This is a genomic window from Nocardia sp. CNS-044, assembly GCF_059570515.1.
In genome coordinates, this window is sequence record NZ_JCANSX010000005.1 from 123,444 (window position 1) to 148,381 (window position 24,938).

General features: G+C 69.8%; 19 protein-coding genes. 11 read left to right on the forward strand and 8 right to left on the reverse strand.

Annotation, left to right across the window (positions count from 1 at the left end):
• Window positions 1-6 precede the first annotated feature (6 nt).
• Window positions 7-1,329: an acetyl-CoA C-acetyltransferase gene (locus T333_RS01645; RefSeq protein WP_354998507.1), complete on the reverse strand. Its 1,323-nt coding sequence runs from the start codon at window positions 1,327-1,329 to the stop codon at window positions 7-9.
• Between the two features lie 251 nt (window positions 1,330-1,580).
• Here T333_RS01645 and T333_RS01650 point away from each other — a divergent pair, with 251 nt between their 5' ends.
• Window positions 1,581-2,936, forward strand: coding sequence for a 3-oxoacyl-ACP reductase (locus tag T333_RS01650; RefSeq protein ID WP_354998506.1), 1,356 nt, complete (start codon window positions 1,581-1,583; stop codon window positions 2,934-2,936).
• Complete coding sequence (locus T333_RS01655; protein WP_496423493.1) at window positions 2,936-3,802, forward strand: MaoC family dehydratase; 867 nt, start codon at window positions 2,936-2,938, stop codon at window positions 3,800-3,802. The genes T333_RS01650 and T333_RS01655 overlap by 1 nt, the downstream gene beginning before the upstream one ends.
• A gap of 58 nt (window positions 3,803-3,860) precedes the next feature.
• Here the strand turns inward: T333_RS01655 and T333_RS01660 are convergent, their stop codons facing one another.
• The 4 genes from T333_RS01660 to T333_RS01675 all read right to left on the reverse strand — a co-directional run bounded on the left by T333_RS01660 (window position 3,861) and on the right by T333_RS01675 (window position 8,922).
• Entirely contained in the window at window positions 3,861-5,054 is a 1,194-nt protein-coding gene (locus T333_RS01660; protein WP_496423494.1) for a DUF5685 family protein, read from the reverse strand.
• Between the two features lie 102 nt (window positions 5,055-5,156).
• Window positions 5,157-5,756 (reverse strand): TetR/AcrR family transcriptional regulator, encoded by a 600-nt coding sequence (locus T333_RS01665; protein ID WP_354998503.1) that lies wholly within the window; start codon window positions 5,754-5,756, stop codon window positions 5,157-5,159.
• Between the two features lie 338 nt (window positions 5,757-6,094).
• Window positions 6,095-7,258, reverse strand: a complete 1,164-nt coding sequence (locus T333_RS01670; RefSeq protein WP_354998502.1) for a glycoside hydrolase family 3 N-terminal domain-containing protein — start codon at window positions 7,256-7,258, stop codon at window positions 6,095-6,097.
• A 119-nt stretch (window positions 7,259-7,377) separates the two neighbouring features.
• Entirely contained in the window at window positions 7,378-8,922 is a 1,545-nt protein-coding gene (locus T333_RS01675; RefSeq protein WP_496423495.1) for an ADP-ribosylglycohydrolase family protein, read from the reverse strand.
• A 130-nt stretch (window positions 8,923-9,052) separates the two neighbouring features.
• Here T333_RS01675 and T333_RS01680 point away from each other — a divergent pair, with 130 nt between their 5' ends.
• The 5 genes from T333_RS01680 (at window position 9,053) to T333_RS01700 (ending at window position 15,819) form a co-directional block, all read left to right on the forward strand.
• On the forward strand, window positions 9,053-9,538 hold the full coding sequence (locus tag T333_RS01680; RefSeq protein WP_097246494.1) for a universal stress protein: 486 nt from the start codon (window positions 9,053-9,055) through the stop codon (window positions 9,536-9,538).
• Between the two features lie 62 nt (window positions 9,539-9,600).
• On the forward strand, window positions 9,601-10,692 hold the full coding sequence (locus T333_RS01685) for an isochorismate synthase (RefSeq protein WP_357252924.1): 1,092 nt from the start codon (window positions 9,601-9,603) through the stop codon (window positions 10,690-10,692).
• Between the two features lie 114 nt (window positions 10,693-10,806).
• Window positions 10,807-10,977: a DUF2613 domain-containing protein gene (locus T333_RS01690; protein ID WP_084483063.1), complete on the forward strand. Its 171-nt coding sequence runs from the start codon at window positions 10,807-10,809 to the stop codon at window positions 10,975-10,977.
• A 46-nt stretch (window positions 10,978-11,023) separates the two neighbouring features.
• The gene (locus T333_RS01695; protein WP_496424111.1) at window positions 11,024-15,175 is read left to right on the forward strand and encodes an alpha-(1->3)-arabinofuranosyltransferase; all 4,152 of its coding nucleotides are present in this window, start codon (window positions 11,024-11,026) and stop codon (window positions 15,173-15,175) included.
• A gap of 137 nt (window positions 15,176-15,312) precedes the next feature.
• The gene (locus T333_RS01700) at window positions 15,313-15,819 is read left to right on the forward strand and encodes a DinB family protein (protein WP_496424112.1); all 507 of its coding nucleotides are present in this window, start codon (window positions 15,313-15,315) and stop codon (window positions 15,817-15,819) included.
• A 53-nt stretch (window positions 15,820-15,872) separates the two neighbouring features.
• On the opposite strand, the gene T333_RS01705 is transcribed toward T333_RS01700, so the two are convergent.
• The gene (locus tag T333_RS01705; protein ID WP_354998499.1) at window positions 15,873-17,099 is read right to left on the reverse strand and encodes an acyltransferase family protein; all 1,227 of its coding nucleotides are present in this window, start codon (window positions 17,097-17,099) and stop codon (window positions 15,873-15,875) included.
• A 204-nt stretch (window positions 17,100-17,303) separates the two neighbouring features.
• Here T333_RS01705 and pgfA point away from each other — a divergent pair, with 204 nt between their 5' ends.
• A complete protein-coding gene (gene pgfA / locus T333_RS01710) occupies window positions 17,304-18,458 on the forward strand; it encodes a cell envelope lipid trafficking protein PgfA (protein ID WP_496423496.1) in 1,155 nt (384 codons plus the stop codon).
• 174 nt (window positions 18,459-18,632) lie between these two features.
• Here the strand turns inward: pgfA and T333_RS01715 are convergent, their stop codons facing one another.
• Entirely contained in the window at window positions 18,633-19,790 is a 1,158-nt protein-coding gene (locus T333_RS01715; protein ID WP_354998497.1) for a polysaccharide biosynthesis protein, read from the reverse strand.
• Between the two features lie 466 nt (window positions 19,791-20,256).
• On the opposite strand from T333_RS01715, the gene T333_RS01720 reads away from it, so the two are divergent.
• Window positions 20,257-22,242: an MmpA family trehalose lipid delivery protein gene (locus T333_RS01720; protein ID WP_496424113.1), complete on the forward strand. Its 1,986-nt coding sequence runs from the start codon at window positions 20,257-20,259 to the stop codon at window positions 22,240-22,242.
• A gap of 42 nt (window positions 22,243-22,284) precedes the next feature.
• Here T333_RS01720 and T333_RS01725 read toward each other — a convergent pair whose 3' ends face one another.
• Window positions 22,285-23,454: a glycosyltransferase family 4 protein gene (locus T333_RS01725; protein WP_354998496.1), complete on the reverse strand. Its 1,170-nt coding sequence runs from the start codon at window positions 23,452-23,454 to the stop codon at window positions 22,285-22,287.
• Window positions 23,455-23,767: 313 nt separating this feature from the next.
• Between T333_RS01725 and T333_RS01730 the strand changes: the two genes are divergently transcribed.
• Window positions 23,768-23,902, forward strand: a complete 135-nt coding sequence (locus T333_RS01730) for a hypothetical protein (protein ID WP_354998495.1) — start codon at window positions 23,768-23,770, stop codon at window positions 23,900-23,902.
• A 252-nt stretch (window positions 23,903-24,154) separates the two neighbouring features.
• Window positions 24,155-24,937, forward strand: a complete 783-nt coding sequence (locus T333_RS01735; protein WP_354998494.1) for a class I SAM-dependent methyltransferase — start codon at window positions 24,155-24,157, stop codon at window positions 24,935-24,937.
• The last annotated feature ends 1 nt before the right edge of the window (window position 24,938 follow it).

Below are 24,938 nucleotides of genomic sequence, written 5' to 3' on the forward strand. Positions count from 1 at the left end.
TTTGCGTCAGCGCTCGAGGATGGCGACGACGCCCTGGCCGCCCGCGGCGCAGATGGAGATGAGGGCGCGGCCGGAGCCCTTTTCGGCGAGCATCTTCGCGGTGGAGGCGACGATGCGGCCACCGGTCGCGGCGAACGGGTGGCCCGCGGCGAGCGAGGAGCCGTTGACGTTGAGCTTGCTGCGGTCGATCGAGCCGAGCGCGCCGTCGAGGCCGAGGCGCTCCTTGCAGTACTGGTCGGACTCCCACGCCTGCAGGGTCGCGAGCACCACGGAGGCGAAGGCCTCGTGGATTTCGTAGTAGTCGAAGTCCTGCAGGGTCAGGCCGTTGCGGGCCAGCATGCGCGGCACCGCGTAGGTGGGCGCCATGAGCAGGCCGTCGGGGCCGTGGATGTAGTCGACCGCGGCGACCTCGGAGTCGACCAGGTGGGCGAGCACCGGCAGGTTGCGCTCGGCGGCCCACTCGTCGCTGGAGAGCAGCACCGCGGACGCGCCGTCGGTGAGCGGGGTGGAGTTGCCCGCGGTCATGGTGGCGTCGCCCAGCTTGTTGCCGAAGACCGGCTTCAGGGTGGCGAGCTTCTCGATCGAGGAGTTCGGACGCAGGTTGTCGTCGCGGGTCAGGCCGAGGAACGGGGTGACCAGGTCGTCGAAGAAGCCGCGGTCGTAGGCGGCGGCCATGTTCTTGTGCGACAGGTAGGCCAGTTCGTCCTGGGCCTCGCGCGCGATGCCGAATTCCTTGGCGGTGATGGCGGCGTGCTCGCCCATGGACAGGCCGGTGCGCGGCTCGGCGTTGCGCGGGATCTCGATGCCGAGCATGCCCGGGCGCAGCTGGCCGACCAGCTTGAGGCGGTCCTTGTTGGTCTTGGCGCGGTTGGCGTCGAGCATCCACTCGCGCATGCCTTCGCTGACGCCGATCGGCGCGTCGGAGGTGGTGTCGGTGCCGCCGCCGACGCCCGCGTCGATGCGACCCGCCGCGATCGCGTCACCGACGGTGACGATCGCCTGCAGGCCGGTGCCACATGCGAGCTGCAGGTCGTGCGCCGGGGTGTAGGGCGAAAGCTTGCTACCCAGAACGCTTTCGCGGATCATGCCGTGCTCGCCGACCCGCTTGAGGACCGCGCCGCCGACGACCATGCCGAGCCGCTCGCCCTGCAGGTTGAACCGGCTCACCAGACCGTCCAGCGCGGCGGTGAACATGTCCTGGTTGGACGCGTGGGCGTAGGCCTTGTCGGAGCGAGCGAACGGAATCCGGTTGCCGCCCACGATCGCGACCGGACGCGTGGTCTTCGCGGTCTTGGCCGTGCTCTTGGTTGAACGGGCTTTGTTTGTCACTCGAGTCTCCAAGGTCTCGTGGGATGGTCCGGCGCCCGGGAGCGGTGTTTCGCGCAGATCGGTGCCCCGTGCGTTGGTTTACTTTAAACTTACTCTGGAGTAAGTTTGTTGTCGACACCGTACCCCGCAAATGTGCGCTGACACGCCCACCGCGCGGTGCCTGCCACGCAGTCCAGGCCCACGCGGAAACGTGCGGAACACCAGGGGCGAACCAGACATCCGCGAAATTCGAGACAGAAAAGGTAGGAACAGTGGCAGCCAAGAGCAAGGGTGCACCCAACCTCTACGGATCGTTCGTCCACTCCGCCCCCGGCCAGTTCCTGGCGAGCAAGCTCGGTCTGCCGCAGCCGGCGAACCTGCGCCGCTACGCCAAGGGCGAGCCGCCGCTGGCGGGTCCCGTGCTCGTCGGCGGTAAGGGTCGCGTCGCCGAGCCCGTGCGCGCACTGCTTTCCGACTACACGTTCGCCGATGGGGCCGATCAGGGCGCCAAGTACGGCGCGCTCGTCTTCGACGCGACCGGCATCGGCTCGATCGAGGACCTGTCCCAGCTGTTCGAGTTCTTCCAGCCCGCGATGCGCAGCATCACCCCGTCGGGCCGCGTCGTGGTCATCGGCACCACGCCGGAACTGGCGGGCACCGTCGACGAGCAGATCGCCCAGCGCGCGCTCGAGGGCTTCACCCGCTCGGTCGCCAAGGAGCTGCTGCGCGGCGCCACCGCCCAGCTGGTGTACCTGCACCCCGAGGCTTCGGCCGCCGCGACCGGCCTGGAGTCCACGCTGCGCTTCCTGCTCTCGGCGAAGTCGGCGTTCGTCGACGGCCAGGTGATCCGGGTCGGCAAGGACGACGCCACCGCCCCGGCCAGCTGGGACCGCCCGCTCGAAGGCAAGGTCGCCGTGGTCACCGGCGCCGCGCGCGGCATCGGCGCGACCATCGCCGAGGTGTTCGCCCGTGACGGCGCGAAGGTGATCGTCGCCGACATCCCCGCGGCGGGCGAGGCGCTCTCGGAGACCGCGAACAAGGTCGGCGGCACCGCGCTCGCGCTGGACGTCACCGCGCCCGACGCCGCGGACAAGCTCGCCGAGTTCGCCACCGAGCGCTTCGGCGGCATCGACATCATCGTGCACAACGCGGGCATCACCCGCGACAAGCTGCTCGCCAACATGGACGAGGGCCGTTGGAACTCGGTCATCAACGTGAATCTGGCTGCCCCGCACCGCATCACCGAGGGCCTGGTGGCCAAGGGCGTGCTGAAGGAGGGCGGCCGCGTGATCGACGTGTCCTCCATCGCGGGCATCGCGGGCAACCGCGGCCAGACCAACTACGGCGCCTCCAAGGCGGGCGTCATCGGCATGGTGAACGCCGAGGCTCCGAAGCTGGCGGAGAAGGGCATCACCATCAACGCGGTGGCGCCCGGCTTCATCGAGACCGCGATGACCGCCGCCATCCCGCTCGGCACCCGCGAAGCCGGTCGCCTGATGAGCTCGCTGCTGCAGGGCGGTCAGACCGTCGACGTGGCCGAGACCATCGCGTTCTTCGCGAGCCCCGCTTCGAACGCGGTGAACGGCAACGTGGTTCGGGTCTGCGGCCAGAGCCTGATCGGAGCATGATGACCGAGACCATCTCGCTCACCGAAACGCCCAAGAACAGCAGCCTTTTCGTGAAGGCGGCGCTGGGGGCCGTTCCGGTTCCGCTGCTTTCGGCGCGCAAGTCCACGCTGCCGGACCGGGTCATCCGGCTCGACGGCGTGAAGGTGGATCCGGATCACCTGGCCGCCTACTGCCGGGCCACCGGCCTGCGCTTCGGCGACGCGCTGCCGCTGACCTACCCGTTCATCCTGAGCTTCCCGCTGGCCATGCAGCTGGTGGTGGCGCGCGACTTCCCGTTCGTCGCGGTGGGCGCGGTGCACGCGCAGAACTTGATCGAGCGGACGCGCGAGATCTCGGTGAGCGAGCCGCTGGACTTCCGCACGCACATCGAGAACCTGCGGGAGCACCCGAAGGGTCTGCTGGTGGATGCGATTACCGAGGTCAGCGTGGGTCGCGAGCAGGTGTGGCGGCAGGTCACCACCTTCCTGCACCAGCAGCGCACCTCGCTGTCGGGTCAGCCCAAGGGTGAGCCGAAGCCGGAAGAGGTACCGCCGCCGCCGCTGCGCGCGCTGCGGGTGGATCAAAAGATGATCACCCGGTACGCCAACGCGTCCGGTGACCACAACCCGATCCACACTTCGGCTCTGGGCGCCAAGGCTTTCGGCTTCCCGAAGGCGATCGCGCACGGGATGTGGTCGGCGGCCAACGTCCTCGGCAACATCGAGGGCCGCATTCCCGAGAAGGCGACCTACACGGTGAAGTTCGGCAAGCCGATCCTGTTGCCCGCGACGGTGAACGTGTACGCGGATCAGGTCGAGGGCGGCTGGGATCTGGCGCTGCTGCACCCGAAGAAGGGTTTCCCGCATCTGACGGCGACGCTGCGCTGAGCTCGCGACGAGGGCGCCCCCGAATCTCGCTGGTTCGGGGGCGCCCTCGTCGCGTTCGTCAGCAGTCGCAGCAGCCTCCACAACTGCAGCAGTCACCGCAGCCGGAGCAGCAGTCACCGCAGTCGCAACAGGAACCGCAGTCACAGCTCTTCCACCACGCGTCCTTGCGTTCGCCGGTGCACGGACTCGTGTGGTCGGCGCAGCAGGCGTAACCGGTGCAGTAGACGCCGAAGACGATGGTGAGGGCTTGGCCGAGGTCGGGCCGGCGGGTCGGGGGGCGGTGGTCGGTGCGGTGGGCGCGGGGATGACCATCGCGAGTTGCGTTGCAGGCGTGAGCGGTTACCGCACCGACACTCTTGCCGAGCCGACGCACCAGGGCGTGCAGCGGATCGAGCAGCATCCAGCGGACCGTGGGGACGTCGGCCAGGCGGGCGGCGGCGAGCGCCCCACGTAGCTCGGCGTCGGACTCGCGCACCAGCTCGTACGACTCGGCGAGAGTGGTGCCGGTCGCGGCGAGCGGGTTGAAGCGACCGTGCGCGATGTCGTCGTCGTAATCCGCGATGGCGTCGGAGAGATGGGCGATGCGGCCGAAATGCTCTCCCACGGTGCGGAGGTGGTCTGCGTTGTCCGGACGATTCGCCAGAATCGCTGCGTGGGCGAAGAATTCGGCGGCGCACAGGGCGGTCGGGGCGGTGAGTTCATCGAGCGTGACGCGCGGCTCGTCGGAGACCCCAATTCCATTCGGCCCCGCACCGACCGCCGCCGGGCGAAGGGCGGCAGCGCGGCTTTCCACGAGCTGCTGTGAATCAATCGCTGCCACAAGCGGTTCCACGTCGAAATCGATCAGTGCCGCCTGCCTGCGAGCGCTGTCCGCCCAACGCGCCGACATCCTCACCATGGGCCGTCCGGCAAGCCGAGAAGCGTCACCGTCCGCGACGTGATCCCGCAGTTTGGCCGAGCCGAGCAGCAGCGACGCGGTCGACGCGAGCAGGACGCCCGGCGAATCGGCGGCGGCGACCTCGGCACGCCGCATGCCGCGCAGCGGGCAGCGCCCGGCGGTGGTGCGCGTCGACGAAGCGGGCAGCTGCGCTTCGGTCAATACGCTGAGCAAGATCGCGTCGGTGTTGGTCGCGGTGCGCGCGAGCTGGCCGTGCCCGTCGCGCAGGCCGAGACACAGCCCGCACATGTGCGCCCGCCACTCGGCCGCATCGATTCCATACTTTTCGGCGCCGTGCGAACACGGCCTGAGCATCCCGAACACTGTTCCCCGTTTGTCCCCGGGCCGCGACGGCCCTCCCTCTGTTACCTCGAGAGAGAGTGGCAGAGCGGTGCGCGGCTGGCAAACGGTATGCGGCTACTCCGGCTTCTTGCGACCGGCCAGACCGCGCCAGGCCAGATCGTCGAGCAGGTCCACTGCCTCGGCGACCTCGATGCGCCCGCTGGCGACCCGGTCGGCGATGGCCTCGCCCGCGCCGATCACCGCGACCGCGACGACGTCGAAATTGGTGCCGGGTTCGGCGTGCTTGGCGCTGGACTCGAGCAGCTTGGCGGTGAGCTCGATGACCCGCTCGCGCGCGTTGTCGATCTCGGAGGCGAAGGCTTGCTGTCCGATCGCCTGGCGGTAGAGCACCTGCCAGGACTTGCGGTTGCGGTCGACGAACCCGAGGAAGCCCTCCAGCGCGGTACGGACCTGCTCGTGTGGGGTGAGCAGCGGGTTGCCCGCGGGTGCGACGGCCTCGATGAAGCGCATGCCCTCGCGCTGGATGCACGCGCGGAACAGTTCGTCCTTGGAGCCGTAATAGAGGTACAACATCGGTTTGGAGATCTTCGCCTCGGCGGCGATCGCGTCCATCGACGTATCGTGGAAACCTTTGCGCGCGAACACCTCGACAGCGGCGTCGAGCATCTGCTGCTCACGAACCGCCCGAGGAAGTCGCTTCGTTCCGCCCGCCATCCACTCTCCTACCGCATGGTGAATCTCTTATATTACTCCAAGGTAAGTTCCGCCGGACGAATTTGCTCACCAGTCGCCGCGGTCAGCTGTGCGGTGGAACGGGTCAGCGCCTCCCCCCGCCTGCACGGCGAGCCGCCGGGGCGAATGCCGTCCGGCGGGGCCGTGGGCCGGGCCGGTCGACATCGCCGATGGCGGGACCGTCGGCGGAAACTCAGCGATACTACGGGGCGCGGGGCGGAGCTTGCCTGTACGTCATACGAAGGTGCGCTCCGGGGTGCTGTGTCGCCTGGTGAAGGCTGGCGCCCGGGGGCCCGTCGGCGGCCGTGTGGGCGTCGGTTCTAGCAGGGTGGTAGCGACCCCTTGTACGCGGCCATCCGCAGCACCGAACGGTCTACCTGCGCGGCGGGCAGGCGACCGCTCGCCATCGCCTGCTCGAGCTGGTCGAGCACGGTCGGGACGGCGTCGGTGGTGATCCACAGGGCGTTGTCGGCGCCCGCGACCAGCGCGGCTTCGACCGCGTCTTCGATGGTCATCCGGGCGGTGATGGCCGCCATGCCGCCGAGGTCGTCGGTGAAGATCGGTCCGTCGAACGGGGCCGCGCCATAGCCGGTGCCCTCGCGCAGCAGCGACATGACCTGCGGGCTGATGCTGGCGGGCACGTTCGGGTCCGTCAGGCCGGGGACGTCGAGGTGGCCGACCATCACGGCCGCGCCCGAACCGATCAAGTTGCGGAACGGCACCAGGTCGACCGTCTGGAGCTGATCCAGCGGCGGTGTGCGCACCGCGCCGGTGTGCGAGTCGCCCGATCCGGAGCCGTGTCCGGGGAAGTGCTTCATGACGGTGCCGACCCCAACCTCACGCATCGCGCGGATGTAGGCGTCGGCGTAGCGGGTGACCACCTCGGGGTCGTCGGAGAAGGAGCGGTCGCCGATGACGGTGTCGTCGGGCTGGCTGCTCACGTCCACGTCGGGGGCGAAGTTGACCGTGATGCCGAGTTCCTTCAGGTCCCGGCCCCGGGTCACGGTCGCGTCGTAGAACTGCTCGGGTGTCATCGTCTGCGCGGTGACGCGGGCCGACGGCACCGCGCCGATGATGTCGCGGACCCGCGAGACGCGGCCGCCCTCCTCATCGATGGTCACCATCAGCGGCGTGATCGCGGCCGCCTTCACCTCGTCCAGCGCGGGCCCCGAGATCAGCGACCGGTCGGTCCAGCCACCGATGAAGATGCCACCTACCTGCTCGGTGCGCACCACGTTCGCGGCGTCGGCGCCCCCGGTCACGCCGACGGTGAGCAGCTGCGCGAGCTTCTGCCTCGGGGTGAATTTCGCGAGGTACTCGGCGCCGCAGTCGCGCTGGACCGGACTGGGCGGGGCGGCCGGGGCGGCGAGCGTCGTTTCCGGGGTTTCGGCGCGCGACGTGGCGGGAGCCGGGGCTTCACCGTTGGAGCAGGCGGTGGCGACCGCGGCGCAGAGTGCGAGCAGAACGAGAGGCGTCTTCCGCATAGGTCAACGGTAGTGCGAGGAGCAAGTGGGGGTCTTTTGCGGGGTACCGATTGCGCACTTCGGGGCGCCTTCGGCAGCCAACGGTTGCGGTGTCCAGGGGGCTGCAGAAGCCTCCCTCGTCACACCAGGGCACACGTACGCCGGGCGAGGTCCGAAATGCGCACACCGTCGTAACCCATGACCGCACTGTGCAACACGTCGTGCAGCGGCTCGATCCAGTACCCGGGAATTCCCTTCGCACCCACCAGAATTCCGGCCACCGACCCGGCAGTAGCTCCATTGGAATCGGTATCGGCCCCGCTCTGCACCGTCAAAGCGATCGTTCGCGTGAAATCGCCCTTCCCCCAAAGCAACCCGGCCGCGACCCGACATGCGTTGGGTATAGCATGAACCCAGTTGTATCCGCCATGCCTGGCGTCGATGTCGTCCACAGCCTGTTCCCAGGAGAGTCCGCGCTCGTAGTCGGCGCGGACCTCCCCCAGAGCGATCGCCAAGCGGGAACGAGGTGGCAGAACATTCTGGGCGGCGATGAGAGCCGACATCACGGCGGAGGAAGCGCCCGGCACAAGCACGCTCGCACGCACTTCCGGCACGTCGCCAGAGCCGTCCGCGAAGTACGGAGCGTCGACTGGTGACTGGACAGCCGCGTCGCCGCCGCCCGGCCGTTCGCCAGCGAGCCGAGGCACACAGCCGCCGACGGCCGCAGCAGCCGCGTTGCCAGAGGGAATTCCGGCCCCCTCCGCAGTGCAGGCCGCGGCGACCAGAGCGGCCGCCCACATAGCCGCGAAAATCCCGTTCCCCGTGTGGGATACGGCCGCCTCGCGCGCAGCGAGAGCGGCGGCACGCTCCGGATCGCCCGGGCTGACGTACCCGAAGATGTCGGCGCGAATCATGGCGCCGATCCACTCGCGGTACGGGTTGCGGACTTCGGCTGTCCGCGGCGGGCGCAGGCCGTCGACGAGGTTGCGGTAGGCGACGCGTTCGGCGGTGTAGGTCTGGAGGAAGGGAAGGCGTTCCAACCACAGTTTCGCGACGTCGTCGGCGGTGAAGTTCAGGCCGCGGGATTCGAGGAGATGGAGTCCGAGCACGGTGTAGTCGATGTCGTCGTCACGCGGAGCGCCATCGATCCGGCCGCGCGCCGAAACCGGCCAGGTCGGGTTGAGCGGGAACCGGGGCGAGGGTGGGAGCAAGGCGGGGACGTAGTCGGTCAGCGGATACGCGCCCGCCCGTTCCAGATAGGAACGGATGTGTTCGCGCGTCCACACGAACCCGTTCTCCAGCGGTTTCCCCAGCGCGCAGCCAACGCACCGACCCAGCCAGCCGCCGTAGACGCGGTCGAGGAGTTCGTCGGGTCCGAAGGAACGCCCCGATCCAGCCGCAGCCGAGGCAGAATCATCGGGCACGCGATCATCCGACGGCGCGATTCCGGACGCCCCCTCGTCATATCCCCACTCCGGATCCCGCCCCGCCGACTCGATCTCCCCCAACAATCCCCAACACCCGTCGGCATCGACCGTCTCAGCCCCCGCCAACGCCCGAACCGCCGACTCGAACCCCGCGACCGGATACCCGGATTCGAGACGCTCGCGCCACTCGAAATACAGCAGCGCGCGCGGGTCCGCCTCGTGCCTGCCGTAGAACACCGCTTCGATCGTCCGGTCCATCGCGCTCCCGGTTTCCGCTGCTCAACCGTGCTCCCAAGGCCGATTATCCCTGCGCGCCGCAGCCGCCGGGGGCTGTGGCGCGGGGGTAATGTCGGTTCCATAGCCAGGAGACTCCGACCAGGAGGTCACCGTGCCCTGCGATCTGATGCTCATCGCCTACGACGGCTCCGAGAACGCCAAGCGCGCCATCGAATACGCCGGCCGGTTTCTCTCCGCGAACAGAGCCGTGGTGCTCACGGCCTGGGAACCCATGGTGCGCCAAGCCGCTCGGCTGTCGGGATTGTCGGGCGTGATGCAACCCGAGTGGGTGCCCGACGAGGAGATCGAGGACATCGCCTACGTCGACGCGCGCAACATCAACACCGAGGGCGTGCGCCTGGCCAAGCTCGCGGGCCTGAACGCCGAGGCGCGCACCGCGGAATGCACCACGACCATCTGGAACGCCATCGTCGAATGCGCCGACGACTTGGACGTGGACATCATCGTCGCGGGCACCCGCGGCGCCACGGGCATTCGCGCCCTGTTGCACAGCAGCGTCGCCGACGCGGTGCTGAAACACTGCCACCGTCCGGTGCTGATGGTTCCGCCCGGCAAGGAACCGCAGCGCGAATTCTGACCCGTGATCTCGGTCGCTCCTCCGCGCCCGCGGCCCTCGCGCGCCGCTATGGTCGAAGGGTCATGAACGGATTCCTGCTCGCCCAACCCGGTGGCGTGATGCGCGCGACCGGGATCCGGACGGCCTTCGACGACGCGAACCGGGCGCGCAAAGCGTTGCGGGACGGCGCGGCGGAGATCGTCGTCGGGGCACTGCCGTTCGATCCGAACCGACCTGCCGCGCTCGCCGCGCCGGAACGGGCCGAGCACACCGCGGGCCCGTGGCGTCCCGCGGCGCTGCCCCAGCTGCCCGCGGTGCGGGTCGTCACCGAAATACCAAGTCCCGCTGAACATATCGCGCGGGTGACGAAATTCGTCGAGCAGCTGAACGATCCGGACCAGCCGCTGCGCAAGGTGGTCGCGGCCCGTTCGGTGCTCGCCGAGGCGGACCACGCGCTCGATCCGGAACTCGTCGCCGCGCAGCTGCTCACCAGGCACCCGAACGCCAACGTCTACGCGGTCGATCTCTCCCCTGCCGGACGCGCCGGCGCGACACTGCTCGGCGCGACGCCGGAGGTTCTCGTCGCCCGGCACGGCGCGACCGTGACGCTGCGTCCGCTGGCGGGCACCCTGCCGCGCCGCGCCGATCCGGACGCGGACGCCGCGCAGGCCGCCAACCTGCTGACCAGCACGAAGAACCGCGACGAGCACGCGTTCGTCATCGAATGGATCCGCCAGGTGCTGACGCCCGTCTGCGCCGAGCTGACCATCCCGGACGGACCGCAGCTGGTCAGCACGCACGACGTGTGGCATCTGGCCACGCCGATCACCGGCACCTTGCGCGATCCGTCGACCACCGCGCTCGATCTGGCGCTGCTGCTGCATCCCACGCCCGCGGTCTGCGGCACGCCCACCGTGTTGGCCCTCGACACCATCAACCGCGTCGAGGAGGATCGCGGCTTCTACGGCGGCGCGGTCGGCTGGTGCGACGCGCACGGAGACGGCGAATGGGTGGTGGCGATCCGCTGCGCGGAACTGTCGGCGGACGGCCGAGCGCTGCGCGCCTACGCGGGCGGCGGCATCGTCGCGGCCTCCGAACCGCGGTCCGAGCTGGACGAAACCACCGCCAAACTGCGCACCTTCCTGGGCGGCCTCGGGTGCGCGGTGCCGGAGTAATCCGGGTTACTTCGATATTGTGAGACGCCGGATTGTCACCTTGCTCACCCTGATCCCGGATCATGCGGTAGGTTGACCCGGAACTTGCCTGTTCCGATGTATTGGAGAGCCGCGATGAAGTTTGCTGTTCCTGGTGTTGCGAGTGCGGTCGCCGGTGCCGTGCTCGGCGCGATCGCGGTGTTCGTCATCACCGCGGCGGTGCAGCAGAACACGCGCCCCGACATCGACCGCAGCGGCGACGCGGACTCCTCGTTGCTGAACAACGTTGAGTACGGCAGCCGCTGAGCCGCTGACCTCCGCTTCACCCGCCGACTCGCTCGGCTCCTCCGGTGTGGCCTCGGATCCGTCCGAGGCCGCGCCGCTCGGTAGACGATGGTTCGCCGCGACGGTGGTCGTGGCATTCCTGCTCACCTTCTTGCAGGCGCCCGGACTCACGGTCGCCGACACGAAGTACGACCTGGCGCAGAATCCGCTGGGTTTCCTCGACCGCGCCGCGCACCTGTGGAGCAGCCAGGCCCCGATGGGCCAGGTGCAGAACCAGGCCTACGGGTACTTCTTCCCGCACGGCGCGTTCTTCTCGGCCGGAGATCTGCTCGGCTTGCCCGCCTGGGTGACGCAGCGGATCTGGTGGGCGCTGCTGCTGCTCGCCGGGTTCTGGGGCATCGTCCGGCTCTGCGAGGCGCTCGGTCTCGGCAGCCGCGGGTCCCGGATCGTCGCGGCGGTCGCGTACACGCTGTCCCCGCGCGTGCTCACCACGCTCGGCTCGATCTCCTCGGAGACCCTGCCGATGGTGCTCGCGCCGTGGGTGCTGCTGGCCCCCGCCGCGCTCGGCACCGCGTATCGGCGACACAAGCGGGGCGGCGCCGCCTCCCCCGCGGGCAGTGCGCTGGCGCTCGCGTTGATGGGCGCGGTGAACGCCGTGGCCACGGTCGCCGCGTTCCTGCCCGCGCTGCTCTGGTGGGCTTCGTACAAGCCGAACAAGCGCTGGTGGCGTTTCACGGTGGCCTGGATTCCGCTGCTCGTGCTCGCCACGTTCTGGTGGGCGGTGCCGCTGCTGCTGCTCGGCCGCGTGAGTCCGCCGTTCCTGGACTACATCGAATCCTCCGGCGTGACCACGCAGTGGGCGTCGCTGGCGGAGGTGCTGCGCGGCACCGACAGCTGGACCCCGTTCGTCTCGCCGGAACGCATCGCGGGCGCGGTCCTGGTGACCCAACCCGCCGCGGTGCTGGCCACCGGTCTGCTCGCCGCCGCGGGCATGGCGGGGCTGGCCATGCGGTCGATGCCGTATCGCGGGCGGCTGGTGTTGATCCTGCTCGTCGGGCTGGTCGGGATCTGCGCGGGATACGTGGGCGAGCTCAGCGGTCCGTTCGCGGACTCGGTGCGGATCTTCCTGGATTCGACCGGCGCGCCACTGCGCAACGTGCACAAACTCGAGCCGTTGATTCGCATTCCGCTGGTGCTCGGTCTCGCGCATCTGCTCGCGCGGGTGCCGCTGCCCGCCTCGGCGCCGCTTCCGGTGTGGCGCGGCGCGTTCGCCCATCCGGAACGCGATCGGATGGTCGCCGTCGCCGGACTGATCCTCACCGCGCTCGCGCTCTCCACCTCGCTGGCCTGGACCGGCAAGCTGGCCCCGCGCGGCGCCTACGACGAGGTGCCCGTCTACTGGCAGCAGACCGCGGACTGGCTGGCCGAGAACGCCGCCGACACCCGCGCGCTGATCGTGCCGGGCGCGCCCTTCGGCAGCCAGGTCTGGGGGTTGACTCGCGACGAGCCGCTGCAAGCGCTGGCCAGCACGCCGTGGGCGGTGCGCGACGCCGTGCCGCTGAACCCGCCGGGCACCATCCGCGCGATGGACTCGGTGCAGCGGCTGATCGCGGACGGCCGCCCGTCGGCCGGGTTGGCGACGACGCTCGCCGATCAAGGCATCGGAATTCTGGTGCTGCGCAACGATCTCGATCCCGAGACTTCGCGCTCGACCAGGCCGCTGCTCGCGCACCGGGCGATCGAGGGGTCGCCCGGGCTGACGAAGGTGGCCGAGTTCGGGTCGCCGATCGAGACGAACGTCATCGCCGACGGTTTGGTCGCCGACAACGATCTGCGACCGGCGTATCGGGCGATCGAGATCTACCGGGTCGAGCCGCGTCCGCCCGCGGGCAGTGACGTCGAGATCCGTTCGGGCACCGGGGCTCCCGAGTCGTTCCCCGGCGCGTACACGGTTCCGCTCGGCGACGTCCCGATGGTGCAGGGCGGGCCGGAAGTGCTCGAGCGACTCGACCGCGACGGCGCCGCGCCGGGCCCGACGCTGCTCACCTCCGACGCCGCCCGCGCAGGTCTGCCGATCGGACCGGTGACGGTCACCGATACGCCGATGGACCGGGAGGCCGACTTCGGGAAGGTCGACAACCACAACTCGGCGCTGCGCGCGCCCGACGACGCCCGGCGTACCCACAACCTGGTGCCGGACTATTCGGTGCCCGGCGCGGAGCTGGTACGCGGGGAATGGTCCGGCGCGACCGTGACCGCGTCCAGTTCGGCCGCCGACGCCACCCAGCTCGGCGGCGCGGCGCCCGGGAGTTCGACCGCGGCGGTCGTCGACGGCGATCCCTCCACGGCGTGGATCAGCAATGGCACGGAACGCGCTGTGGGCCAATGGCTTCGGCTCGATCTGGACAAACCGATCAGCTCCGGGCTGCTGCGGTTGACCACCAGTTCGGCGGCGATCGGCGACCCGGTGAAGTGGGTCGAGGTGCGCACCGCCGACGGCAGCGTCTCGGCGCGGATCACCGAACCCGGTGCGCAGGTGTCCATTTCGTTGCCCGCCGGGCGCTCCGACTGGCTGACCATCACCGCCATCCGCACCGAAGGCGGTTCCGGCGGTGGCCAATTCGGTATCAGCGAGTTGACCCTCGACGACTACAGCATCCGCGACGCCCCGGTCCGCGTGGACATCCGGCACAGCACCGTGCTGCCGCCCACCCCTGCGGACGCGCAGGTGACGGCTTGGGACCTCGGCCAGGAATTCCCCGGTCGCGGCGCTTGTTTCGACGCGCCGGACCGGGTTCGGTGCAGCAAGGGACTGGCGCTGGCGCCGGAGGAGCCCGGTCTCTTCGAACGCACCCTCGACTCGCCCGCGCCGATGACGGTCGTCCCCGAACTCACCGTCCGCACCCGCCAGGGGCCCGCGTTGGAGGCGCTGCTCACCGACCGCAGCAGGCCGGTGGCGCGCGGCAAGGCCGACGTGGGCGACCTGCGCGGCTCCGCGTTCGCCGCGACCGACGGCGATCCACGCACCAGCTGGACCGCGCCGGAAGACTCGGTGCGCGACATCACCGGCCCCAAGCCGACTCTCACCATCGAACTGCCCGAACCCGCGCTGGTCACCGGCCTCGACATCACCCGGTCGCTCGGCGGGCTGCCCGCCGCGCCCACCTCGGTGTCGGTGAACCTCGGCAACGGCCCGCAGGTCCGCGAGCTCGACGACTCCGGCGAACCGGCGCGAATCTCGTTGCATCCCACGGTCACCGACCGGATCGAACTCAGCGTGCAGAGCTGGAAGCCGGTGCTGGACAAGACCGCCCTCGGCTTCGCGCTCACCCAGCCACCCGGCATTGCCGAAGTAACGGTGCTCGGGCCGGACTATCCCGCGCCCGCCGGGCTGGATCGCGAGGTGACCGTGCCCTGCGAGGATGGGCCGACGATCGCCATGGGCGGACGCACGATGCGCACATCCGTCACGGCGACGGTCGGCGAGTTGCGTTCCGGCGCACCGGTTGCCGCACGGGCGTGCTCCGACGAAGTCCTTCCGGTGCCGGAAGGTCGCGCGGAAGTTGTCGTCGCGCCTACGGAATTGTTCTCCGTCGACCGACTGCGCCTGAAACGCACCGACTTCCAGCCCGTCGCCCCGGCCGCGGATCTTCGGCTGCTGGTGTTGCCGTTGAGCACGAACGCCGGCTGGGAGGCGCACACCGCCGACGGTCGTTCGCTCGAGCCGATCGTGGTGGACGGGTGGCAGCAGGGGTGGTTGTTGCCCGCGGACGCCGCGGGGCCGATCACCATCTCGTTCCCGGTGGACCGGTGGTACCGGCTGGGGATTTTCGGCGGGTTGCTGTTGCTGGTGCCGTTGATGTTGCTCGCGGTGCCGCGTGGGCGTCGCGCAGATACGGCTACCCCGCCTCGCCCCTGGCGTAGCCGTGTCGTTGGTGCACTCGGCCTCATCGGAGCGGCAACGATCATCGCGGGCCCCGTCGGCGCCGGGCTGGTGGCAGCGGGTTTGGCCGCAGCCTACTTCGCCGCGCCCCACACCGGCCGCTTCCTCGCCGCGACAGCGGGACTCGGCACCGCCGTCTCGGCCGCCGTACTGTCCACCGGCCCATGGCGGGCGCCCGACGGCTACATGGGCCACTCCCTGTGGGTCCAGCTCCCGGCTCTCGTCGCGGTGATCGCGGTCGGCCTCGCCGCGCTGCCTCCCCGCCGAACCAGCTGAGCAGACCCCGCACCGGCGAGACGGTGCAATCGGCGGGAGAGAAAGGTGGCTGACGACCTCCCGACGAGTCCCGCGGTCCTCCATCACCGCATGTTCCTCGGCCATGCGGTGGGAGGTTGCTAACGTCCACAGCCGTGATGGACTGTGCCGAATGCGGTTTCGTGTACGACCTCGCGCTTTCGAACGAGACCTCCAGGCTCGCACGGGCTTATGCCGCGGAGTACCGCGAGCTGCTCGCCCTCGATCCCGAACGCCTGCGCCGCCGGGTCAGCGCCGAAGTGTGGTCGCCACTCGAATACGCGTGCCATGTAAGGGATGTCCTGCTGGCTCAGCGCGAGCGGGTACTCGCGGCGCGGAGGGAGTCTCTGCCGACTACGGTGCCGATGGGGCGCGACGAGCGCGTGGAACACGAGGGATACAACGATCAACCCCCTGAAGACGTGGCAAGGCAACTCGCCGACGCGGCAATGCTTTTCGGCAATGTGCTCGATCGACTCGGACCCGCCGATTGGAATCGCGAAATTCTGTATGCGTATCCCGAACGATCGATCCGCACGCTGCGCTGGTTGGCGGTGCACACCCTCCACGAACTCCGCCACCACCTGCTCGACATGCGCCGCCAGCTCGAAGTCGCGGGCTGGTGATACCAAGCCCCCGGCGGGACCATGCCGCAGCTCGAGCCAGACACCGCCCAGCTTCAGGGCGCTCCGACCTGCGCCGGATCCGGCACGCCCCGCGGACCGACCGGCCGCTCCTCCCCGGCATCCGCCCGCTCGGTCTTCCGACGATCCATCCGCCGAGCCAGCCGCCGCGACGGCTCCTCCACCAGCGCGTAGCTGGCCGCGGCGACGGGCAGGGTGATGGCGACGGTCAGGACGAGGACGTAGACGAAGTTCCCCCCGAACGGCAGGATGCCGAACACCGGGAAGACGATCGTCAGCACCGCGAGGTGCCAGAGGAAGATGCCGTAGGACCAGCGGCCCAGGGTCGCCGCGACGGAGGATTCCAGCCAGCGGTGCTTCCGATCGCCGAGCACCAGCGGCGCGAGCAGGCCGAATCCGATGATCGCGCCGAGGGCCATCTTCGCGGCGTACTGCCACGGTTCGGCGCGGGTGAGTCCCGCCGGTCCGCCGAAATCGGTGGACGAGAGCAGGAACGCGATCAGCGCGACGGACCACATCAGCAGCTGATTGCCCGCGATCCGCCGCCAGATTGATAGCGGATGCACATCATCGACTAATTCCGCGAGCAGCATGCCCGCCGCGAACCACGGCAGATACGCGGGCAGCCAGTTGTCGGCGTGAATCGCGTCCGGAGTCGGCACCGGCAGGAAATTCCAGCTCAGACTCACCAGGCCCAATGCCAGCACCGCGGGCGCTCGCCAACGCGCCGATTTCCCACGCAACCGGACGATCGTGAACGCCAACAGCGGCAGCACGAGATAGAACGCCACCTCGACCGAAAGGCTCCACATCTGGGTGAGCCCATCCGTCAGCGTCAGCGGCACGAAGACCTGCGTCAACGCCAAATTGGACGCCCATACCCGCCAGCCCGCGGTGTCGGCGGCGCTCGGCAGCAGAATCAGCACGAAGCAGACCACCGCCCAGTAGGCGGGCAGGATGCGCGCGGCGCGATGCCGCAGGTAGTAGCCGACCGATGGGGCAGTGCCGAGATCGCGGGCCGCCGTGGCGTGCGGGCGCCAGAGCAGGAAGCCGGAGAGCGCGAAGAACACCGCGACGGCCATGTCGAAGCGTTCCCAGATCCTGCCGAGCACCGGCATTCCCGTCGCGCCGGTTTGGAAGGCGACGTGCGTGAGCAGAACGCCCAGCGCCGCCATCCCGCGCATTCCTTCCAACGCGGGCACGAAGCCGCGCGTCCGCGCGGGATTCGCGGCCGCGGTTCGGGCGGCGAGGGTGGCGGTCATCGAGCTCCAGTCTGCCGGGGGAATTTTTCCAGGTGAGAACTACTCGTTTCACTTTTCGCGCTAAACTCGGGCGATTTCTGGTCGGATTCCGGCCTCGGCACCGCATGGTACGCCAAAGGACTGTTAGTGTCGGGGCTCACGAAGTGCCGCGGGCTGCCCGCAGTACTACGCACCGACCTGTGTTCTACGACGAGGAGTGTTTGCATGGCACTGAGTGCCGGTACCAGAAGGACGGTGGCCTGCCTGCTCGTGGGTCTCGGCGCGTTGCTTATCGTGATGGCGCTGATGATCCCGACTTACACCGTCGACAAACTGGCCAAGACTCCTCTCGATCTCGAGATCACCACCATCGCGAACAGTCAGCAGGGCTCGGAGAGCCTCGTGCTCGACTCCAGGTCGCTGACCGCGCCCGAAGGCGCGGCCAAGGTGGACTCCAACGTTCCGCTGATCTCGCAGCGGTTCGTCACGGTCGAAGAGCCTTCCGACGCCACGGAGATGACGATCCAAGCAGGTCAGACTCTGCGTCGCATCGACAAGCAGGGCGACACCGGCCTGCTCACCGCCGTCGTCGACCGGGTGACCATCGACCGCAAGACCGGTATGCCGGTCGACAAGGAGCCCAACGGCTCCATCGCGACCACGGTCAACAAGGAAGGCGAGAGCATCGCCGATCCCGTTCAGCACACCGGTCTGCAGTACCGCTTCCCGATCGGCACCGAAAAGAAGTCGTACCCGTACTTCGACCTCAACGCGCGCGCGACCTTCGACATCGACTTCGTCGAAGAGACCGAGATCAACAGCATGAAGGTCTACCACTTCCGGCAGACCGTCCCGGTCACCAACCTGTGGGACGTCGTGCAGGCGCCGACCAACCGCCTGTCGCTGCCCGCCGCCAAGTGGGGCCTCGAAGGTGAAGAGCCGGTCACCATGACCCGCTTCTACACCAACACCCGTGACCTGTGGGTCGAGCCGCAGACCGGCACCGTCATCAAGGGCGGCGAGCAGCTCCACATTTTCTACGCGCGCAGCGGCGACAAGCCGGACGTCACCGCGCTGAAGTCGAACATCATCTTCGACGAGAACACCGTCGAGTCGCAGATGTCGGTGGCTCAGGACAACATCGACCGCCTGTCGCTGTACGGCCGCATCATGCCGATCGTGCTCGGTGTGCTCGGCGTGATCCTGGCGATCGTCGGCGTGATCCTGGGTATTCGCGGCGGCAACGCGCCCGCCCCGGCCCGCCCGGTCCGCGGTGGCAACCTGCCGCCGAGGGGTTCGGCCGCTCCCCCGAGCGGTGGTGCGCCGCGCGGTGTGGACGACGCTCCGACCGAGCAGATCAACGTGAAGAAGAACCTCTGAGTTTCAGCGGTTGCGCGAACGGCTCCCCGGCCTGATCGGCCGGGGGGCCGTTTTCGTTCGCGAACACCGAATCCCGGCCGGTTCCGCTGGGCGAGTCGCCGAGCGCGAAGTTCGTGCATTGCCGAGTCCGTGGGATCGGAGCGACCCGGGCGCGCTCGATCGGGCGTCTCGGGCTCAGTCTGTCGCGGGCTGGGATTCGGCGGGCTGCGTGTGGGTGGCGGTGCGTAGGACGACGACTGCGACCACGAGCGTGGTGGCGGCGGCGACGGAGACGGCCGTGATGATGAGGGATGGGACCGAGCGGGCGAAGGAGACCATGAGGGTGACCTCGATGGCGAGGCCGAGCCAAGTGACGGCTGCCATGGCGGTGCGGTCGACGGCGATCGCGGAGAGCATGGCGCCCTGCAGCACCGCGAGGATGGCGCCGTGCAGGGCGAACAGCCAGAGCAGGCCTTGGATCGGCGCGTAGTCCTGGCCCGCGAGCAGCGGGGCGATCGGGGCGGCGAGGGCGGCGCACAGCACCGCGACGATGCCGATGGCGGAAAGCACGGCGAGAGCGTCGCGGATGGCGCGCGCGGAGTGGGTCGGCTGGGCCATTCGCGGATAGAGGACGACGCCCACCGCCTGCGGCAGCCAGAACGCGATCTTGGTGGCGATGGCGCCGAGTGCGTAGCGACTGGCGTCGACCTCGTCGAGGACCATCCGCACCACGATCAGGTCGGCCGACGACAGCGCCATCAGCGCGGCCTGCACCTGCGCGGCCCGCAGCACCGGGAGCACGCCGACGATGTGTCCGCCGGGTTCGTCCGCCGCCGTCGGCGCACCGGCCAGCACACGCGCGAAGATCGCCGCCGCGACCAGTCCGAGCGCCGCCGCCCACAACGCCGCCCCGGCCCCGCCGCCGAGCGCGAGCACGACCAGCGCGGGCGCCACCCGCGCCACACCCGCCGAACCCAGGACCACCGCGAGCTCGCGGAAGCGCCTGCCGCCCTGCAAGATCCCCTGCTCGCCGGAGAGCAGGACCAGCGCGGGCGCGGCGCCCAGCGCACCGGCGCACGCGACCAGGCCTACGTCCAGCGCGACCGTCACCACGGGAACCAACAGCGCCGCCACCACCGCGACGATCAGCGCACACCGCCACTGCAATCCGCGCAGCGCCGACACCTCGGCCCCGCGCACCCGCTCGCGCGCCACCACGTTCTGCAACGCCAGCGCGGGCACGGCACACAGCAGCTGCACCGCGAGCAGACTCGCGAACTCGCTGTACCCGGTGACGCCGAGCCACCGCCCCGCCAACAGTTGCAGCAGGTAACCGGCGACGTTGGCGGTCATCGCCCCCGCCGTGACCAACGTCAGGTCCGCCACCACAGGAGGACGACGAACCACAGACATCCCGCAATCGTCCCACCCAATCCGAAACATCTGCGCGCGGCCCTGGTGCGAGCGGCCCGAGCCCCGCTCCCGTAGCCCCTCAGTCGCGCTGACCATGCCCCGGACCGGGGCCCGGTGGGCTCGGCGAGCTGCTCGCGTCGTGCTGCATCTCGACCCTCCGATCGCTCGCACCTTCGTGCGCCACGGAGCCGCAGACACTCGCGCGCCTTCCGAGTGCGGCGCCCGCCTGCCACCCTCGGACGCCGAGCCGGATACCGCGCCCGCCGTCGAACACCGCGGCTGCGGCGGCTCGGCCGACCCGCCGATTGCTTCGTAGCAGCCCGGCACGGTGCCGACAGGACGGGCGCGGGCGGGCGTCGTAGGGTTCTGGGTCGTGAGTGACGGCGGTGCGGGACTGCGGACGCGGATGGTCGCGGGCGGGTTCTGCGCGGTGCTCGTGGCGGTGATGGTGGGGCCGCTGTTCGGGCCCGGGTACCTGCTGTTGCGGGATGCGGTGAGCACCCCGCGGTCGTATCTCACCGAGTCGGCCCTAGGGCTCGGGGATTCCGCGCCGCGGGCCGTTCCGCAGGATGCGCTGCTTGCGGCGGTGTCGCCGCTGGTGGACGGCGGATTGATCGTGAAGGCCATCCTCGTTCTCGCGCTGTGGGCCGCCGGGTATGGGGCGGCGGTGCTGGTGCGGGAGTTGTCGCGCGCGCCGCTGCCCGCGCAGCTGGTCGCGGTGACGGTGACGCTGTGGAACCCGTACGTGGCCGAGCGGCTCTTGCAGGGGCACTGGAGTCTGCTCGCCGGTTACGCGGCGCTGCCGTGGACGGCGCTGGTGGCCTATCGGCTGCGGCTCGCGGCACAGCAGCGAACCGACGCGGCGACGGTGGGCGCGTGGGCCGGGCTGGCGGGCTGTTTCGCGGCGGCCGGGCTGACGCCGACCGGTGCGCTGCTCGCGGGCGTGACCGCGCTGGCGACGGTGCACCGTCGTCATCTCCTCGGCACGCTCGTCCTGTTGGCGGCGGCATCCGCTCCCTGGTTGACCGCGACGGCGCTGTCCGGCGCGGGCGCGGAGCCCTCCGACCCCGCGGGCATTCCAGCCTTCGCCTCGCGTGCCGAACCCGGGCTCGGCACGCTGGGCTCGCTGGCCGGTCTCGGCGGCATATGGAACGGCGAAGCCGTGCCGGATTCGCGCACGACGCCGCTGGCACTGCTCGGCACCGTACTGCTGCTGGCGATCGTCGTCACCGGCGTCCGCGCTGTCGCCACCGTCGAGACCGGCGGACACGAGAGCCTGCGCATTCGTCGCGCCCTCTTGGCGCTGGCCGTCGCAGCCGTCGTGCTGCCCGCGCTCGCCGCGACCGGCGCGGGGATGGAGGCGATGGAGTGGTTGGTGGTCAATGTGCCTGGGGCGGGGCTGCTTCGGGACACGCAGAAATACGTCGCACTGGCCGTGCCCGCCTACGCCCTGTGCGCGGCGGCGGGTTGCACCGCGCTCACCGCTCTCCTCAGTCGAGCGGAGGGTGTCGCCGAGGGGCTTGCCGAGCGAGGCGACGAAACAGCACCCGCACCAGACCCTGGCGAGCGGAACGGCAAAGCGTCCCAGCCAACCGACCCCCGCCATCCGAGCGGCGAAAACCTCTTGGCCGCAGCACCCTCTGGAGCTACAGGCATCGAGCCGACCACCGAAAGAGAACACACCGACCGGAGTGACGAAACCACGGGAACAGCAGGCCCTACCGAGCACACGCGCGAAACACACTCGTCCGCAGCGGAACCGACCAAAATCCAACGCGGAACACTATTGACCGCGACGGCATTCATCGCGTTTCTCATCCTGCCCCTGTTCGACCTCTCCTGGGGCATCGGCAACGCCCTTCGCCCCGTGCACTATCCCCCCGCCTGGCACAACGTCGCTCGACTCATCACAACCCCCGGCGACATCGCAGTCCTCCCCGGCGGCATGTTCCGCAAATTCCCCTACTCCGGCACCGCTCCCGTCCTCGATCCCGCACCCCGCATGCTGCCCAACGACGTGCTGCAAACCGGCGAGCTCCCCGTGCGCGGCCGCACGGTATCCGGTGAAGGCACTCGTGCCCGTGATGTGGAAACCCTGCTTCTGCACGGCGGTTCGGCCCAGGATCTAGCGAGACTCGGCGTCGAATGGGTCTTGGTCGAACGCACCACCCCCGGCCCCCTCGGCGAATCCAAAACCACACTCGCCCAATTGGATCCGATCTATACCGACGACCAGCTCGCCCTCTACCGAGTCCCGGGCCCCGAAACCACCGCTTCGCCGCAGAACCACCGCGGAATCGCGATCGCCGCACACATCCTTTGGGCGACACTACTGATCGGCGGCCCCGCACTCGCCCTTGCCGCTCGACGCGCGTCCCGCGCGAAGACTTAGGCCCTGGCGCGCGACGTACCTATGCGCGCAGGGTGCGCAACCTCAATCTGTGGGCGCCGCAACCAATCCCGATACGTGGCCGCCGCGTGACACCGTCGCGAGCACCTCGTACACACCGTTCCCGGTCTGCTCCCAGGAGAACTCCCTGGCCCTCGCGCGCGCCTTCTCCCCCATCACGCCGCGCGCCGCGGAATCCTCGAGCAGGTCGCCGACGGCGGTGGTGAGCTGGGCGACGTCGTCGACGAGCAAGCCGGTGACGCCGTCGACGATGGAGTCGGTGAGTCCGCGGGAGCTGCGGTAGCCGACGGTGGGGACGCCGTGCTGGGCGGCCTCGATGACGGCCAGTCCCCAGCCTTCCTTGCGCGAGGGCAGGACGTGCACCCAGGCGCTGGCGAGGAGTTCGTGTTTGCGGCGTTCGTCGACGTGTCCGTGGAAGGTCACGGCGTCGTCGATGGCCAGCTCGCGGGCGGTGGCCTGGAGGTTCTCGGCCCACCAACCACCGCCGACGACGTCGAGGCGCAGGCCGGGGATTCGGTCGCGCAGCCGGGCGACGGCCGTGAGCGCGTCTTCGATCTGCTTGTGCGGCACGAGCCGCGACAGCACCACCACGCGCGGTTCGGATGTACGGGTCGTCGCGGCGCCGGTCGGAGCGTCGGCGGGGACAGGTTCGGCCCCGTTGCGAACCACCGCGATGCGCGAGCGGTCGACGCCGAGGGTGGCCAGCTCCTCCGCCGAGGGCAGCGACACGGTCAGGTACTGGTTCTCGCGGTGCACCCGCGGCGATAGTCGCGATTCGATCCACCAGCCGATCCGCCCGACCAGCCGACCGGCGACCGGCCACTGCTCCCGATGCCCGTGGTGCACGAGCACCACCGAGGGTGCCTTGGTCGCGGTGGCCGCGAAGAACGGAATGCCGTTCTGAGTGTCGATCACCGCGTCGGGCCGCACCCCGCGCAGCGGTCCGATGCCGAACCGGCCGAGGACGATGGCGGCGAGCGCGCGCGGGTAGACGGTGTAGCGTCCGCCGCCGCGGCTGATGTCTATGCCGTCGACGTGCTCCCGCTTCGGCGCACCCGGGTAGCGGGCGGTGCGCAGCGTGACCTTGACCCCTCGGGCGGCGAGCTGCGCGCCGACCTGTTCCAGGTACCGTTCGCTGCCGCCGCCCTGCGGGTGCCCGGTGTCACGCCAGCAGAGTAGGAGGACTTCGCGCACGGTGGAGCTTCTCTCGGTCGGTGGGTCTCGCCGGGGGCCGACGGACATCGGGCTACACAATAACGGGCACAGGCGGACGAAGTGGGGTAATAGTCCGCGCACCGCCGGAGCGCATGCGAAGGTTCGCACAAGGTCATCGGCCAAGGGCCCTATCCGCCCATCCTGGCACGTCACCGCCGATTCGAAGCGATTTCCACGAATAAGTCTGAAACAGGCTCATTTCACAGCCTGATGTGGATACCCTCGCGCCACCCCCGCTTTTCAGGGGCAGGCCGGCCGAACGCGGACCGGCCATCACGATGAGGAGAACACCATGAAAATCGCACGGACGAGGACCGGCGGCGGCACCGGAAACGGCGGCGACCTCGACGGTCTGCTCGGCATGATCCTGGCGCTGATCACGTCGTCCACCTCGACCGGAAGCGGCGCGAGCAGCGGCGTCGGCTGAGCCGCCCGAAGCGGTGGTCCGGTGCGCGCGGCGCCGGGCCGCCTTCGCGCCGCGCCAACCCCTGGCGCTACCGCAACCGTCCGACCCCGCGCCGCCACAGCCCGCCACCCCGAGCGCGACCCACCTGCTGCCCTGCGACGACCAACCGACGGCCCGCCTCGGGACAACTCCGACGCCACCGCACCCGGCCGCCACCGAGCCTGAGCAAACCCACGAACCGGGCACGCGACGCCCTGTGCGAAACTCGGCGCCGTGCTGAGAGCCGAAATCACACCGTCCGACGCGCCCCGATTCGCGCGACGCGCGACGCTGCGCCGGTCGCTGCGACTACTCGGCAGCTTCCGCTTCGAACAGACCGACCCGGCGCGCTTCTACGGCGGTCTCGCCACCGACACCGCCGAGATGATCGGCGATTTCTACGCCGACATCGCCGGAGCGGACCTCGCGGGCACCACGATTCTGGACGTCGGCGGCGGCCCCGGCTATTTCGCGGACGAATTCGCCAAGACCGGCGCGCGCTACATTCCCGTCGAACCGGACCCCTCGGAGATGCACGCCGCGGGCCTTTCCGTCGCGGGCGCCGTGCGCGGCTCCGGCATGGCGTTGCCCTTCCGCGACAACGCGGTCGACATCTGCTTCTCCTCGAACGTCGCCGAGCACGTGCCGCAGCCGTGGGCGATGGCCGACGAGATGGTCAGGGTGACCCGCCCCGGCGGACTGATCGTGCTCTCCTACACCGTCTGGCTCGGCCCGTTCGGCGGACACGAGACCGGACCGTGGCACTACCTCGGCGGCGAGTACGCCGCCCGCCGGTACCGCCGCAAGCAGGGCAAGGAACCGAAGAACCGGTACGGGAAGTCGCTGTTCGCGGTCCGCGCCTCCGAGGGATTGCACTGGGCGGCAACGACTTCGGCCGACGTGCGCACGGTCTTCCCGCGCTATCACCCGCGTTGGGCCTGGTGGCTGGTGCGCGTGCCCGCGGTGCGCGAGCTGGCCGTCAGCAACCTCGTGGTTGTCGCGACGAAATCGGCCTGAC

Excerpts from the sequence above, each read along its gene's own strand:
- T333_RS01655 (WP_496423493.1), top strand. The coding sequence starts at position 2,936 with ATGACCGAGACCATCTCGCTCACCGAAACGCCCAAGAACAGCAGCCTT.
- T333_RS01660 (WP_496423494.1), bottom strand. The coding sequence starts at position 5,054 with ATGCTCAGGCCGTGTTCGCACGGCGCCGAAAAGTATGGAATCGATGCG.
- T333_RS01665 (WP_354998503.1), bottom strand. The coding sequence starts at position 5,756 with ATGGCGGGCGGAACGAAGCGACTTCCTCGGGCGGTTCGTGAGCAGCAG.
- T333_RS01670 (WP_354998502.1), bottom strand. The coding sequence starts at position 7,258 with ATGCGGAAGACGCCTCTCGTTCTGCTCGCACTCTGCGCCGCGGTCGCC.
- T333_RS01675 (WP_496423495.1), bottom strand. The coding sequence starts at position 8,922 with ATGGACCGGACGATCGAAGCGGTGTTCTACGGCAGGCACGAGGCGGAC.
- T333_RS01685 (WP_357252924.1), top strand. The coding sequence starts at position 9,601 with ATGAACGGATTCCTGCTCGCCCAACCCGGTGGCGTGATGCGCGCGACC.
- T333_RS01690 (WP_084483063.1), top strand. The coding sequence starts at position 10,807 with ATGAAGTTTGCTGTTCCTGGTGTTGCGAGTGCGGTCGCCGGTGCCGTG.
- T333_RS01700 (WP_496424112.1), top strand. The coding sequence starts at position 15,313 with ATGGACTGTGCCGAATGCGGTTTCGTGTACGACCTCGCGCTTTCGAAC.
- T333_RS01705 (WP_354998499.1), bottom strand. The coding sequence starts at position 17,099 with ATGACCGCCACCCTCGCCGCCCGAACCGCGGCCGCGAATCCCGCGCGG.
- pgfA (WP_496423496.1), top strand. The coding sequence starts at position 17,304 with ATGGCACTGAGTGCCGGTACCAGAAGGACGGTGGCCTGCCTGCTCGTG.
- T333_RS01715 (WP_354998497.1), bottom strand. The coding sequence starts at position 19,790 with ATGACCGCCAACGTCGCCGGTTACCTGCTGCAACTGTTGGCGGGGCGG.
- T333_RS01720 (WP_496424113.1), top strand. The coding sequence starts at position 20,257 with ATGGTCGCGGGCGGGTTCTGCGCGGTGCTCGTGGCGGTGATGGTGGGG.
- T333_RS01730 (WP_354998495.1), top strand. The coding sequence starts at position 23,768 with ATGAAAATCGCACGGACGAGGACCGGCGGCGGCACCGGAAACGGCGGC.